The organism is Nonomuraea sp. KM90 (assembly GCF_052246675.1).
Classification (GTDB): Bacteria; Actinomycetota; Actinomycetes; order Streptosporangiales; family Streptosporangiaceae; genus Nonomuraea.
In genome coordinates, this window is record NZ_JBQQCB010000042.1 from 23,340 (window position 1) to 37,168 (window position 13,829).

Genomic DNA, 13,829 nt, shown 5'->3' on the forward strand with positions numbered 1-13,829 from the left:
TCCGGAGCAGGGGTCAGAACAGCTGCTCGGCGTCGTCGAGCTTGTACGTCGCCCCCTCCGCGTACGCGGCCGCGAACGCCTCCTCCCCGATCCCGTCGCGGGTCCGCGCGGTGACCCGCTCGACGTGGTCGGCCTCGGACGGCCCGGCCGGCAGCTGGTGCTGCTGCCTGGCCGCGGCCGCCAGGCCCAGCAGCCTGGCCGACCGGTCGGTGGGACCGGCCGCGGCGGCGGCGCCCTCCACCGCGGCCACCGCCGACCGGGGATCGCCGATCTTCCGGATGGCGGCCAGTGCCTCGGCGTGCAGCTCCATGGCCGTGGCCAGGTCGCCCCGCGCCTCCATGAGGTGGCCGAGCTCGATGAGCGTGTCCGGCAGGTGCATGGCCGGCTCGGCGTCGGGGTCGCGGGACAGCCCTTCGAGCAGGTGGTTCAGGTGCTTCTCGGCCAGCTCCAGGTCCCCCGACCGGCGCGCGGCGTAGGCCAGGCCCATCTCGGCCATGGTCGAGGCCAGCATGTAACCCTGGGCGATCGCCATCTTCAGCGACCGCCCGGACAGCTCGACGGCGCGGTCGTAGTCGCCGCTCTGCATCGCGACCCAGCCCAGCCAGGCGATGTGCGTGGCGACCTCGGACCACAGCCCCAGGTCCTCCGCCATCCGCAGGCCCTCGCCGAACAGCCGGTTGGCCCGGTCGAAGTCGTGCGCCATCTCGGCCACCGACGCCAGCCACTCGGTCGCCCGCAGCAGCCCCCACCGGTCGCCCAGCTCGGTGAACAGCCGGGCGCTCTCCCCGCCGATCCGCTCCAGCGCCTCGATGTCGCGCAGGGTGAAGGCGTCCATGGCCTGCCTGCTGAGCGCGGTGGCGATGCCCCACCGGTCGCCGAGCTCCCTGAACGTGACCAGCGCCCGCTCGTTCAGCTCCTGCCCGGTCTGCATGTCCTCGACGTGCAGCGCGATGAACAGCGCGGCCCTGGCGCGCTCCCCCGGGTCCTCGACCGCCTCCAGGACGGGTCTCCAGTCGGTCTGCTCGCCCAGGGTGAGGGCGAACCCGGCCGCCCAGGCCGCCGCCCTGGCGCGTACGCCGTCCCGCGGCCCCGGGATCGCCAGCGCCGCCGCCAGAGCCCGGCGGCCCTCGGCCAGCCGGCCGCGCAGGAACCAGTGCCAGGCCAGCGCGTTCACCAGCCGGGCCGCGCTGTTCGCGTCCTCGTGCGCCGCCGCCGTGTCGAGCGCCGCCCGCATGTTGGCGGCCTCCGCGTCCAGGCGCAGCAGCCAGTCGCGCTGCTGGTGCCCGTACAGCTCCGGCTCCGCGCGTACGGCCAGCGCCAGGTAGTGGCGCAGGTGCGCGAGGCGTACGCGGTCGAGCTCGCCGGCGTCGGCCATCCTGGCCGCGCAGTATTCGGACACCGACTCCAGCAGCCGGTAGCGGACCCCGGCGGGGGTGTCCACGACCACCACCAGCGAGCGGTCGACCAGGCGGGCCAGCAGGTCGAGCACGTCGAGCGCGAGGTCGTCGTCCGCCGCGCAGACGGACTCGGCGGCCTCCAGCGTGCACCCGTCGGCGTGCACGGCCAGGCGGCGCAGCACCACGCGCTCGTCCTCGGACAGCAGGTCCCAGCTCCAGTCGATCACCGCGGTGAGCGTCTGCTGGCGGGCGGGCGCGCCACGCTGGCCGGAGGCCAGCAGCCGGAACCTGTCGTCCAGCCGGGCCACCACGCCCTGCACGCCGAGCGCCCGCACCCGCGTGGCGGCCAGCTCCAGCGCCAATGGGATGCCGTCGAGCCGGCGGCAGAGCTGGGCGACGGCCTGCGCGTTGCCCGCCTCGAGCGCGAACCCGCGGGCGGAGGCGGCGGCCCTGGTCACGAACAGCCGTACGGCGTCGGAGCGCGCCATGGCGGCCAGGTCGGCGCTCGCGGGCACGTCGAGCGGCGGGACGCTCCACAACACCTCGCCGGCCACGGCCAGCGGCTCCCGGCTCGTGGCCAGGACGCGCAGGCCCGGACAGGCCCGCAGGAGCACCTCGGCCAGCTCGGCGACCTGCTCGACCACGTGCTCGCAGTTGTCCAGCACGAGCAGCATCCGCCTGGGCTTGAGCACGACCGCCAGCTGCGCGGCCGGATCGCCGTCGGCGGGCCCCTTCGGGGCGGCGTCCTCCCTGATGTCCAGGGCCGCCAGGATCGCCTCGGCGGGCGAGCGGGACGCCTGGTCCAGCGCGACCAGCCAGGCCCCGTCCGCGAACCCGTCCACCAGCCGGTTCGCGACCTCCACCGCCAGCCTGGTCTTGCCGACACCGCCGCTGCCGGTGAGCGTCACCAGCCGCTCCTCCTCGACCAGCCCGCGGATCTCGGCCAGGGCCTCGTCCCGGCCGATCAGCTTGCTGACGGAGGCGGGCAGGTTCGTCACGGGCCGCTCGGCGGGCACGCTCAGCGCCGGGTCCTGGCCGAGGATCGCCTGGTGGAGCGCGACCAGCTCCGGCCCGGGGTCGAGACCGAGCTCGTCGGCCAGCCGCTCGCGCAGCTCGCCGTAGCTGGCCAGCGCCTCGCTCTGCCGCCCCGCCCGGTACAGGACCCGCATGTGGACGGCGCGCAGCCGCTCCCTGAGCGGATGCCGGGCCACCAGGTCGCCCAGCTCGCCCACCAGCAGCCCGTGCTCGCCGAGCTCCAGCCGGGTCTCGGCGTGCTGCTCCAGCGCCGAGAGCCGCTGCTCCTCCAGGCGGTGGACGGCCGACCGGGTGTACTCCTCGTCGGCGAAGTCCGCGTACGCGGGGCCACGCCACAGCGCCAGCGCGTCCGACAGCAGCCCCGCCCTGGTCCTGGGGCTGTCGGCGGCCTCGGCCCGGGCCAGCAGCCCCGCCCTGGTCCTGGGGCTGTCGGCGGCCTCGGCCCGGGCCAGCAGCTCCGCGAAGCGCATGGCGTCCACCGCGCCGTCGTCGGTACGCAGCAGGTAGCCAGGGGCCCTGGAGACGACGAGGTTCTTCCCGCCGGACTCGGCGTCCTCGAACGCCTTGCGCAGCTGCGAGACGCGCACCTGCAGCGCGCCCGCCGGGTTGGCCGGCGGGTCCTCCCCCCACAGGTCGTCGACCAGCCGGTCCACGGACACCGGATGGCCCTCGTGGACGAGCAGGTCCACGAGCAGCGCCCGGACCTTGAGACCCGGAATCGTGACGGCCTCCCCGGCGTCCGTCCAGACGGCCAGCGGCCCAAGCACCCCAAATCGCATGCTCGTCACCTTATGCGCGGTCGTAAGCCCGCGAGAAGCGCTCCTGAAGCCCCTTCCCGCACCGTGGAGCCACCGGAACCGAAAGGGGCACGACATGAACACCGCAACCACCGCTGGGCCGGCTGCCGAACCGGCTGCCGGGCGGCGCGAATGGATCGGGCTGGCGGTCCTGGCCGCCGTGGCCCTGCTGCTCTCCATCGACGGCAGCGTCCTCTACCTGGCGCTCCCGCACCTCAGCGCCGAGCTCGGGGCGAGCGGGCCGCAGCAGCTCTGGATCGTGGACATCTACTCGTTCATGCTGGCCGGATTCCTGGTGACCATGGGCACGCTGGGCGACCGGATCGGCCGGCGGCGGCTCCTGATGATCGGCGCCGTGGCGTTCGGGGTGGCGTCCGTGCTGGCCGCGTACTCGGTGAGCGCCGAGATGCTGATCGCCACGCGGGCGCTGCTGGGGATCGCCGGGGCCACGCTGCTGCCGTCGTCGCTGGCGCTGATCAGGAACATGTTCCGGGACGCCGGGCAGGCGGGCACGGCGATCGGGCTCTGGTACGGCTGCTTCATGCTCGGCATGACGGTCGGCCCGCTGGTGGGCGGGGTGCTGCTGGAGCACTTCTGGTGGGGGTCGGTGTTCCTGCTGAGCGTGCCGGTCATGGTGGTGGTGCTGGTCGCGGCGCGTACGCTGCTGCCGGAGCACCGCGAGCCCGCCACCGGCCGGCTCGACCCGGCCAGCGTCGCGCTGTCCCTCGCCACCATCCTGCCGGTCATCTACGGCCTCAAGGAGGTCGCCAGGGGCGGCTGGGACCCGGTGCCGGTCGCGGCGATCGTGGCCGGGCTGGCGTTCGGCGCGCTGTTCGTCCGGCGCCAGCGCCGCCTCGCCGACCCGCTGCTGGACCTGAGCCTGTTCGCCCACCGGGCCTTCTCCGCCACGCTGGGGATCATGCTGCTGGGCGGGGTCGTCATGTCCGGTACGACGCTGATGACCACCCAGTACCTGCAGACCGTCGAGGCGCTGTCACCGCTGGCGACCGGGCTGTGGCTGGTCCCGCAGAACCTGGCCATGATCGCCGCCCTGGCCCTGGCCCCGGCGATCGCCCGCCGGGTCGGCGCCGCGTACGTGATGGCCGCCGGCCTGACGCTGGGCGCGGCGGGGCTGTTCCTGCACACCCAGGTCCCGAGCGTCGGCGGCACCGGCCTGGTGGTGGCGGGGCTGGTCCTGGCCTCGGCGGGCATCGCGCTGCCGATGGGCGTGGGCAACGGCATCATCATGATGGCCGCGCCGCCGGAGAAGGCCGGGTCGGCGGCGTCGGTGACGGAGACGAGCGGCGAGTTCGGCGTGGCGGTGGGCGTGGCCGCGATGGGCAGCCTGGGCACCGCCGTCTACCGGGGCGAGCTGCCCGAGCACCTGCCGGTGGAGGCGGCCCGCGAGAGCATCACGGCCGCGGTGAGTGCCGCCGAGGACCTGCCCGGCCTGCTCGAAGTGGCCCGTGCCGCCTTCACGACCGGCCTGAACACGGTGGCCGCGATCAGCGCGCTCACCTTCCTCGTCCTGGCCGCCGCCGCCTTCGTGATCCTCCGGCGACACGACACCGCCGCCTGAGTCAGGGGACGGCGGCGCCTTCCTGCACCTGCGTCAGGTGGACGGCGGCGCCTTCCTGCACCTGCGTCAGGTGGACGGTGGCGCCTTCCTGCACCTGGGTCACGGGGACGGCGGCGCCTTCCTGGCCGACCCGCGGTAGCGCTCGGCGTCGTAGCGGCGGTCGTTGTCGTCGAGCTTGGCCCGCGCCGCCGCCACCAGGTCCACCCCCAGGACGTCGGCCAGCCGCACCAGGTAGAGGGTCACGTCGCCCAGCTCCGTACGCATCCTGGCCAGCGTCTCCGGATCGGGGTCCGCGGACTCCTCGGCCGTGAGCCACTGGAACTCCGCCACCAGCTCCCCGACCTCCCCGGCCAGCGCCATCGCCAGGTTCTTCGGCGTGTGGAACCGCTCCCACTCCCTGACCCGCGCGAACTCGCGCAGCCGCTCGGCAAGGCACTCCAACTCCGTCGTCACGCCACAGGACCCTACCGACCCGCGCCTGTATGTTGCTGCTCGTGAATGGGGTCGAACTGTTCCTGCTGGGCCGGACGCTGATGAAGATCGGCGAGGAGGCGATGCCGACCGAGGGCATCGGCGAGCACTCGGCGAGCGTGCGTACGGTCCTGATCGTGGTGAGCGACCTGCGCGGGCACCCCGACACCACGGTGGGCGAGATCGCCGCCCGTACGGGCCTGCCGCAGAGCGCCGTGTCCGCCGCCATCGCGCGGCTGCGCACGGCGGGCGCCGTGACGGCCGAGACCGACCCCCGGGACCGCCGGCGCACGATCATCCGCGAGGCGCCCGCCGTGTCGGAGCGGGTGACCCGGGTCCGCGACACCCCGATCGACGCCGCGCTGGCCGCCGCGCTGGGCACGGACGACCCGGAGCGGGTGGGCCGGGCCGTGGCGGCGCTGGAGGAGCTGGCGGATCAGCTCATCCCGAAGCTACGGGACTAATCCATCAAACTTGATACATCGAAAATGATGGATTAGATTGTCGGCATGAACGCCGACATCTTGCGCGTGCCCGGAGCCAGCCTCTACTACGAGACGCGCGGCACCGGGCCGTACCTGCTCATCTCGCAGAGCGGCGAGGGCGACGCCGGCCGGAGCGTGGATCTGGTGGACCGGCTCGCGGACGACCACACCGTCATCACCTACGACCGGCGCGGGCTTAACCGCAGCACGATCGACGCCCCCCACCCGGGCGTGAGCGTGCGGCAGCACGCCGACGACGTGCACCGGCTGCTGGCCCACCTCACCGACCGGCCCGTCATCATGCTCGGCCAGAGCATGGGCGCCTCGATCGGCCTCCACCTGGCCGCCCGCCACCCCGAGCAGCTCAGCCTGCTCGTCGCCCACGAGCCCGTCTCGCCCTGGCTGCTCCCGGCCGCCGAGCGGGCGCGGCACGTGGCGGAGCTGGCCGAGCTCCGCGACCTCTACCTCGCAGCCGGTCTCCCGGCCGCGCTCGCGGAGATCGCGCGGGTCCTCGGCATCACCGGCGACGACGCCGAGCCCGGCCTGACCCCGCAGCCCATGACGCCCCAGCGGCGGGCCGGCTTCGACTTCTTCATCCGCCACGACTTCCGCGCGGTCATGGAGGACGACCTCGACCTGCCGGGCCGCCAGGTTCGCATCGTGCCGGCGGCCGGCCGGGCCACGCCGCGCACCGTCTTCGACCACCGGTGCGCGGTCGAGCTGGCGCGGCTGCTGGGCACCGAGGTCGCCGAGTTCCCCGGCGGGCACAACGGCAACCTCAGCCATCCGCGCGCGTACGCCGCCCGCCTGCGCGAGGTCGTCCAGTCCGCCGCCTAGGCGCACCCACCGTGTACGCTTCCGACGCGTGTCCGACTTATCCGTGCCCGGTTACGAGATCAAGGGCGTGCTCGGTCAGGGCGGCTTCGGTGTGGTCTACCTCGCCCTGCAGTCGGCCGTCGGCCGCGAGGTCGCGCTCAAGGTCGACAACCGGGTGCTGCTGTCCGACCGCGACCGGCGCCGGTTCATGCGCGAGGTCACGGCGGCGGGCGCGCTGTCCGGCCATCCGCACGTGGTGCCCGTCTATGACGCCGGGCTGCTGCCGGACGGGCGGCCGTACATGGTGCTGGAGCTGTGCCCCGGGGGCTCGCTGGCCGGGCGGCGCCTCTCCCCGGCCGAGGCGCGCGACGTGGGCGTGCGCATCGCCGACGCGCTCGCGGCCGCGCACGCTCAGGGGGTGCTGCACCGCGACGTGAAGCCGGGCAACATCCTGCTCAACCGGTACGGCCAGGTGGCGCTGTCCGACTTCGGGCTGGCCACCATGCCGGCCTCCGGCCCCGACGCCTCGGTGACCCGCGAGTCGCTCACCCCCTCCTACGCCCCGCCCGAGGCGTTCGAACTGGCCGAGCCGTCGCCGGCCGCGGACGTGTACGCGCTGGCGGCCACCGTCTACGCGCTGCTGTCCGGCCGCCCGCCCCGCTTCCCGGAGAGCGGCGTGCCCAACGTGGCGATGATCCTCGCCCTGCACCGCCTCCCCGTCCCGGACATCCCCGGCGTGCCACCGGACCTGACCGCCGTGCTCCGGCGGGCCCTGGCCACCGACCTCCGGGAGCGCACCCCGAGCGCGGCCGCCCTCCGCGACGCCCTCGCCGCCGTCCCCCTGGCGCGCTCCCCCGAGCAGCCCTCCGGAAGCCACGTGGCCGCGCCCGTCCCTTCCCACGTGAGCCCTCAGCGGCCCGCCTTCCCCCCGCAGGCCACGAACCCGCCGCCCGGCACCCCGACGGACACCAGGCCGCCCGCGCCGCGCGGGGTCAACAAGGCCCTGCTCGCGATCATCGCCGCCCTGACCCTGGTGATCGCGACCGGCGCCGGGGTGTTCATCCACGGCCAGGTCACCCGGACCCCGGAGACCAGGCAGGCCGCACCGGACACCGGCACCACGAAGCCCAAGGAGGCCGGCGCTTTCCAAGGGCTCGACACCTACACCGAGAACTGCCCGGCGGCCAAGGTACGCGGCGGCGGGGCGGCCTGCGTGCGGGAGTCGGAGTGCTGGAGTGGCCTGGTCATCATCACGGGCGACACGAAGGCCAGGCGGCTCGGGTGCGAGGAGACGCATGCGTGGGAGACGTTCGCGGTCGCCCCGATCCCGCAGGACGCCGAGACGTACGTCCAGCAGGACCTCGCCAAGCACCCGACGGTGAAGCGCGTCTGCAGCCGCTCGGTCCTGCTGGCCACCCGGACCGGCACGGCCAGGACCATCGGCGCGACCCGGTGGCGGGCCGATGTCATGCCGCCGTCCCAGGCCCAGTTCGAGGACGGGGTGCGCTTCTACCGCTGCGTCGCCGGCCTGAACGGCCAGGAACCCCGCAGGTCCTTCTTCCACTGACCGGCTGGGCGCGGCCTACACGTGGCGGGCGGTGCTCTCCCGGACGATCAGCTCCGTCGACAGTTCCACGCGCTTGGTCTCCGGGACGTCGCCGTGGCCCATCGCCAGCACCGTACGGGTGGCCAGCGCCGCCATCTCCTGGAGCGGCTGGCGTACCGTCGTCAGCGGGGGCCAGGCCGACTTCGCCAGCGGCAGGTCGTCGAAGCCCACCACGCTCAGGTCCTCCGGGACCCGGAGCCCGCGCTGCCGGGCCGCCTCGAACACGCCGAACGCCATCAGGTCGCTCCCGGCGAAGATGGCCGTGGGCGGGTCGGCGAGGGAGAGCAGGGCGTGGCCCTGGTCGTGGCCCGAGTCGACGAGGAACGTGCCGCGCCTGATCAGGTCGGGCACCACGGGCACCCCAGCCGTCTCCAGCGCCGCCCGGTAACCGTCTATCCGGGCCTGGCTGCACAACATGTCCGCCGGGCCGCTGATCATGCCGATCCGCCGGTGCCCGAGCTCCAGGAGGTGCCGGGTCGCCGCCAGGCCGCCGTTCCAGTTGGTCGCCCCGACCGAGACGACCCCAGGCGCGGGCTCGCCCTCCGGGTCCACCACCGCGAACGGCAGGGAGCGGGCGCTGAGCTGGGCCTGGATGCCGGTCGAGAGCCGCGAGGCCACTATCACGACGCCGTCCGTCCGCCTGGCCGCCAGGCGCTCCAGCCAGTCACGGCCGGGGCCCGCGTGCGTGTGCAGGACCGAGATGACGACGCTGGCCCCGGCATCGTGGGCGGCGCTCTCCGCACCGCGGACGATCTCCATGGCCCAGGGCGACTCGATCTCCGCGAAGACGAGGTCCACCAGGCCGGCCGGCGTGTCGTCCTGGCTGATGCGCCGCTGGTAGCCGTGCTCCTGCAGGAGCCGCTCCACCCTGTGGCGGGTCGCCGGCGCGACCTCCGGACGCCCGTTGATGACCTTCGAGACCGTCGGGATGGAGACCCCGGCCTCCTCCGCGATCAGTGCGATCGTGACCCGCCTCTTCGCTGACACAAATCGGGAGTGTATCCGAAAGTTTCGGTTTGGGATCGCTCGCCCTGGAGGTGTTGACGCTTTACATGGCGTTTACCTACGATCACGGCAAAGAAATTATCGGGGGGTTCACGAAACTTTCGTCAATCGCTGAGGAAGGGACCCCTATGAAACGCAGTCTGGTGTTAGTCGCCATCGCCGTGCTCGTGGCCGGTTGCGGAGGTGGCGGCGGCGGGGAGACGGCCCCACAGCAGAGCGGCGGCGGCTCCCCCGCCAAGGTCACGCTGGAGTGGTGGCACCTGTCGACCGCCGAGCCGCTCAAGTCCCTCTGGGCACAGCGCGCCAAGGAGTTCGAGGCGAAGAACCCGCACGTCACGATCAAGGCGACGGTTCTGGAGAACGACGCGTACAAGGCCAAGCTCACCACGATCACGCAGTCGGGCAACGCGCCGGACGTGTTCGCCTCGTGGGGCGGCGGCGTGCTCAAGCAGCAGATCGACGCGGGACTGGTCAAGGACATCTCCGGCGACGTCGCGGACGTGCTGCCCACCTTCACGCCGGCGGCGCTCAGCGCGTACCAGATCGACGGCAAGACGTACGGTCTGCCGACCGACATCGGCTTGGTGGGTTTCTGGTACAACAAGAAACTTTTCGAAAAGGCAGGCATCACCGAGCCGCCGGCCACCTGGTCGGCGTTCCTCGAGGACGTCAAGAAGCTCAAGGCCGCGGGGGTCACCCCGATCGCCCTGGCCGGCAAGGAGAAGTGGCCCGGCCACTACTACTGGGCCTACCTCGCCCTGCGCATCGCCGGCCTGGACGCGCTCAAGCAGGCGGCCACCGACCACGACTTCACCAAGCCCGACTTCGTGGCGGCCGGCCAGCAGGTGAAGGCGCTGGCGGACCTCCAGCCGTTCCAGAAGGGCTTCCTGGGCGCGGCGTACTCCACCCCTGACGGCCAGTCCGCCACCGTGAGCAACGGCAAGGCGGCCATGGAGCTGATGGGCCAGTGGGCGCCGAGCGTGCAGGCCGACTCGGGCAAGGGTCTCGGCGACGATCTCGGGTTCTTCCCCTTCCCGGCCGTCGAGGGCGGCAAGGGCTCGGCCGGTGACGCCTTCGGCGGCGGCGGCGGGCTGGCCGTGGGCGCGGACGCGCCGAAGGAGGCCCTGGACTTCGTCAAGTTCATGACCGAGATGGGCAACCACTCCAAGGCCGTCGAGTCCGGTGGCGTGCTGCCGGTGCTCAAGGGCGAGGAGAGCGCGGTCAAGGACCCCAACCTCAAGCAGGTGGCGACGCTGCTGGCCGGTGCCAGCGGCTACCAGCTCTACCTGGACCAGGCCTACCCGCCGGCCGTCGGCCAGCAGGTCAACGACAGCGTGGCCGAGCTGATCGCCGGTACGAAGACACCGGAAGAGGTCGGCGCGGACATCACAGAAGTGGCCAAGAGCGAGGGATGACGACACTCACGAGAGGGCCGGAGGCGGTCCAGCTTCCGGCCCCCACCCCTGTCGGCAGGCGTCGCGGTCGCTGGGTGACCATCGCCCTGTTCCTGCTGCCCGCCATGGTGCTCTTCCTGATGCTGGTCGTGGCCCCCATGCTGGTGGCCCTCTATTCGAGCGTGTTCAGGTGGAACGGCTTCGGCGGCCTGCCGACCAACTTCATCGGGATGGACAACTTCACCCGGCTGTTCAGCAGCGAGATCTTCGCGCAGGACCTGTGGCACCTGCTGGTCCTCGTCCTGCTGTCGATCTTCGTGCAGCTGCCGTTCTCGCTGGCCATCGCCATGCTGCTGAACCAGCGCATGCGCGGGCGGGCGTTGTACCGGGTGCTGTTCTTCGCCCCGTACGTGCTGTCCGAGGTCATCACGGGCGTGCTGTTCTCGCTGATCCTCGCCCCTGACGCGGGCATGGCGAACCAGCTCCTGTCGATCGTCGGGTTCGAGTCGGAGTGGCTGGCCAATCCCGACACCGTGATGCCGTCGCTCTTCCTGGTCATGACCTGGAAGTACTTCGGCTTCCACATGATGATCTATCTCGCCGGGCGGCAGAACATCCCGAACGAGCTCATCGAGGCCGCCCAGATCGACGGGGCCACGGGGTGGAAGACGTTCAGGTACGTCACGCTGCCGCTGCTCGGCCCGACGATCCGGATCAGCATCTTCCTGTCCGTGATCTACACGATCCAGCTCTTCGACCTGGTCTGGATCCTCACCGGCGGCGGGCCCTCGCACTCCTCGGAGACGATGGCGGTCACCATGATGGACTGGGGGTTCAAGCGCTCCCAGGTCGGCTACGCCAGCGCGATCAGCGTCGTGATGTTCGCGCTCAGCCTCGTCTTCGCCCTCATCTACCAGCGTTTCGTCATGCGCCGTGACCTGGAGGGCGCGACGACCTCCCTGGGAGGCCGCAGATGAACCACGGGAAGATCAAGCCGGCCAGGCGGCGGCGCAAGACGCTGCCCCTGCACGTGATCGCGTTGATCGTGGGCGCGTTCATGGTCATCCCGGTGGTCTACGCGCTGATCGGCGGTTTCAAGGAGAACAGCGAGCTGTCCGCCAACCCCTTCGGCCTGCCCGAGACGTGGGTGACGGCCAACTACACCGACGTGCTGGGCTCCGGGTCGTTCTGGCGGCAGATGTGGAACAGCATGTTCATCGCCGTGGCCACGACCGTGCTGACCGTCGCGCTGTCGGCGCTGGCGGGGTTCGTCTTCGCCAGGTTCGCCTTCCGCGGCAGGGAGCTGTTCTTCACGATGTTCACCGCCGGGCTGATGTTCCCGTTCGCGGTGGCCATCCTGCCCATCTTCGTGCTGCTGCGCACGTTCGGGCTGCTGGACAACCCGCTCGGCGTGATCCTGACGCAGGCCGCCTTCGGGCTGCCGCTGACGATCATCATCCTGCGCGGCTTCTTCCGCAGCATCCCGGGCGAGATCGAGGAGGCGGCCACCATCGACGGGTGCACGCCGTTCGGGTTCTTCTGGCGGATCCTGCTGCCGATGGCCCGGCCCGCGATCGCCACCGTCTCGGTCCTGGCCATCGTCGGGAGCTGGAACAACTTCATGCTGCCGCTGGTGGTGTTCAGCGAGGAGGTGAGCTGGACGCTGCCGCTCGGCATCCAGCAGTTCCAGGGCCAGTACGCCTCCGACACCGCCCGCATCCTGGCCTATCTGATCCTGGCCATGGTGCCCGCGCTCGGGTTCTACGCCATAGCGGAACGACACCTGGTCGGTGGCCTCACCGCGGGTGCCACGAAGGGGTGACTTCATGCTGCACGTGTCCGGAACCCATCTCCTCACGGACGACGACACGCCGGTACGCCTGCGGGGGGTGGGTCTCGGGGGCTGGATGAACATGGAGAACTTCATCACCGGCTACCCGGCGAACGAGTCCTCCATGCGGCACGCCGTACGCACCGTGCTGGGCGACGACCGGGCGGAGCTGTTCTTCGACCGGCTGCTGACCTCGTTCTTCACCGAACAGGACGCGGCCCTGCTGGCCGGGCTGGGCATGAACTGCGTCCGCATCCCGGTCAACTACCGCCACTGGGAGTCCGACGAGCGCCCCCTGGAGATCGACCAGCGCGGCTTCCGCCACCTGGACCGGGTGATCGGCCTGCTGGGCGCGCACGGCATCCACAGCGTGATCGACCTGCACGCGCTGCCCGGCTCGCAGAACCAGCACTGGCACTCCGACAATCCCACCCACGTGGCCGCGTTCTGGCAGCACCGGCACTTCCAGGACCGGGCGGTGCACCTGTGGGAGGTCATCGCGGACCACTACCGCGACAATCCCTGGGTGGCCGGATACAACCCGGTCAACGAGCCGGGCGACGTGTCGGGCAAGGTGATCGGCCCGTTCTACGACCGCCTGGTGAAGGCGATCAGGGCCGCCGACCCGCGCCACGTCCTGTTCCTCGACGGCAACACCTACTCCACCGATTTCTCGATATTTCGGGAGGTGTATGAGAACACGGTCTTCGTCCTTCACGACTACGCGCTGGCCGGTTTCGCCCACGGCGGCCCGTACCCCGGGTACACCCGCGGCGAGTGGTGCGACCGCAACCAGCTGGAGCGGACGTTCGACAAGCGCTCCCGCTTCCAGCGCGAGACGGGCACGCCGCTGTGGGTGGGCGAGTTCGGGCCCGTCTACACCGGGGACCCCGTCGTGGACGGGCAGCGCTACCAGATCCTGCGCGACCAGCTCGCGATCTACGACGAGCACGGCGCGGGCTGGTCGCTGTGGACGTACAAGGACGTGGGGTTGCAGGGGCTGGTGCACGCCTCGGGGGCCTACCTCGACCGGTTCGGCGACTTCATCGCCAAGAAGCGGCGGCTCGGCGCCGATCGCTGGGGCTCGACGATGGAGGAGTCGACGGACGTGCTGGCCCCGCTGCACGCGCTGGTCGAGACCGAGTTCCCCGGCTGGGACCCGTACCCGTGGGGCGCCCGCTACCAGGCCGACGACCTGATCAGGCACATCCTGCTGGCCCAGGCACTGCTCCCCGAGTACGCGGAGCTGTTCCGCGGGCTCGGCGACGACGACCTGGTCGCGCTGGCGGACTCGTTCCGCCTGGAGCGGTGCGTACGCCGCGAACCCCTGCTCGATCTGCTGGCCGACAACCTCAAGAGGTGAGTGGGGGGTCCCTGTCGTTCCGGATGCTTGCGTAGGTATGCTTCGCCTGC

At 71.8% G+C, this 13,829-nt stretch carries 11 protein-coding genes; 8 read left to right on the top strand and 3 right to left on the bottom strand.

Features of this window, described 5'->3' with window-relative positions; translation table 11 throughout:
* Nucleotides 1–13: 13 nt before the first annotated feature.
* On the bottom strand, nt 14–3,211 hold the full coding sequence (locus ACTWPW_RS32605; RefSeq protein WP_443170858.1) for a BTAD domain-containing putative transcriptional regulator: 3,198 nt from the start codon (nt 3,209–3,211) through the stop codon (nt 14–16).
* Nucleotides 3,212–3,305: 94 nt separating this feature from the next.
* Between ACTWPW_RS32605 and ACTWPW_RS32610 the strand changes: the two genes are divergently transcribed.
* Nucleotides 3,306–4,808: an MFS transporter gene (locus ACTWPW_RS32610; RefSeq protein WP_443170859.1), complete on the top strand. Its 1,503-nt coding sequence runs from the start codon at nt 3,306–3,308 to the stop codon at nt 4,806–4,808.
* 99 nt (nt 4,809–4,907) lie between these two features.
* Here the strand turns inward: ACTWPW_RS32610 and ACTWPW_RS32615 are convergent, their stop codons facing one another.
* Nucleotides 4,908–5,261, bottom strand: coding sequence for a nucleotide pyrophosphohydrolase (locus ACTWPW_RS32615; protein ID WP_364120658.1), 354 nt, complete (start codon nt 5,259–5,261; stop codon nt 4,908–4,910).
* A 41-nt stretch (nt 5,262–5,302) separates the two neighbouring features.
* Between ACTWPW_RS32615 and ACTWPW_RS32620 the strand changes: the two genes are divergently transcribed.
* Genes ACTWPW_RS32620 through ACTWPW_RS32630 form a run of 3 tightly spaced genes read left to right on the top strand, consistent with a single transcriptional unit; the run spans nt 5,303 to nt 8,147 of the window.
* A complete protein-coding gene (locus ACTWPW_RS32620) occupies nt 5,303–5,743 on the top strand; it encodes a MarR family transcriptional regulator (protein ID WP_375113110.1) in 441 nt (146 codons plus the stop codon).
* 45 nt (nt 5,744–5,788) lie between these two features.
* A complete protein-coding gene (locus ACTWPW_RS32625; protein WP_375113109.1) occupies nt 5,789–6,601 on the top strand; it encodes an alpha/beta fold hydrolase in 813 nt (270 codons plus the stop codon).
* A 28-nt stretch (nt 6,602–6,629) separates the two neighbouring features.
* A complete protein-coding gene (locus ACTWPW_RS32630; protein WP_443170860.1) occupies nt 6,630–8,147 on the top strand; it encodes a protein kinase domain-containing protein in 1,518 nt (505 codons plus the stop codon).
* Nucleotides 8,148–8,162: 15 nt separating this feature from the next.
* On the opposite strand, the gene ACTWPW_RS32635 is transcribed toward ACTWPW_RS32630, so the two are convergent.
* Nucleotides 8,163–9,173, bottom strand: a complete 1,011-nt coding sequence (locus tag ACTWPW_RS32635; RefSeq protein WP_443170861.1) for a LacI family DNA-binding transcriptional regulator — start codon at nt 9,171–9,173, stop codon at nt 8,163–8,165.
* Between the two features lie 146 nt (nt 9,174–9,319).
* Between ACTWPW_RS32635 and ACTWPW_RS32640 the strand changes: the two genes are divergently transcribed.
* Genes ACTWPW_RS32640 through ACTWPW_RS32655 form a run of 4 tightly spaced genes read left to right on the top strand, consistent with a single transcriptional unit; the run spans nt 9,320 to nt 13,779 of the window.
* On the top strand, nt 9,320–10,606 hold the full coding sequence (locus ACTWPW_RS32640; RefSeq protein ID WP_364120669.1) for an extracellular solute-binding protein: 1,287 nt from the start codon (nt 9,320–9,322) through the stop codon (nt 10,604–10,606).
* Nucleotides 10,603–11,562, top strand: coding sequence for a carbohydrate ABC transporter permease (locus ACTWPW_RS32645; RefSeq protein ID WP_375113105.1), 960 nt, complete (start codon nt 10,603–10,605; stop codon nt 11,560–11,562). The genes ACTWPW_RS32640 and ACTWPW_RS32645 overlap by 4 nt, the downstream gene beginning before the upstream one ends.
* Nucleotides 11,559–12,407, top strand: a complete 849-nt coding sequence (locus ACTWPW_RS32650; protein ID WP_364120674.1) for a carbohydrate ABC transporter permease — start codon at nt 11,559–11,561, stop codon at nt 12,405–12,407. The genes ACTWPW_RS32645 and ACTWPW_RS32650 overlap by 4 nt, the downstream gene beginning before the upstream one ends.
* 4 nt (nt 12,408–12,411) lie before the next feature.
* Nucleotides 12,412–13,779 carry a glycoside hydrolase family 5 protein gene (locus ACTWPW_RS32655; RefSeq protein WP_375113104.1) on the top strand — a complete coding sequence of 456 codons (1,368 nt, stop codon included), beginning with the start codon at nt 12,412–12,414 and terminating at the stop codon, nt 13,777–13,779.
* Nucleotides 13,780–13,829: the final 50 nt, after the last annotated feature.

Bases quoted from the DNA above. Each gene is read 5' to 3' on its own strand.
- ACTWPW_RS32605 (WP_443170858.1), bottom strand. From the start codon at position 3,211: ATGCGATTTGGGGTGCTTGGGCCGCTGGCCGTCTGGACGGACGCCGGG.
- ACTWPW_RS32610 (WP_443170859.1), top strand. From the start codon at position 3,306: ATGAACACCGCAACCACCGCTGGGCCGGCTGCCGAACCGGCTGCCGGG.
- ACTWPW_RS32625 (WP_375113109.1), top strand. From the start codon at position 5,789: ATGAACGCCGACATCTTGCGCGTGCCCGGAGCCAGCCTCTACTACGAG.
- ACTWPW_RS32640 (WP_364120669.1), top strand. From the start codon at position 9,320: ATGAAACGCAGTCTGGTGTTAGTCGCCATCGCCGTGCTCGTGGCCGGT.
- ACTWPW_RS32645 (WP_375113105.1), top strand. From the start codon at position 10,603: ATGACGACACTCACGAGAGGGCCGGAGGCGGTCCAGCTTCCGGCCCCC.
- ACTWPW_RS32650 (WP_364120674.1), top strand. From the start codon at position 11,559: ATGAACCACGGGAAGATCAAGCCGGCCAGGCGGCGGCGCAAGACGCTG.
- ACTWPW_RS32655 (WP_375113104.1), top strand. From the start codon at position 12,412: ATGCTGCACGTGTCCGGAACCCATCTCCTCACGGACGACGACACGCCG.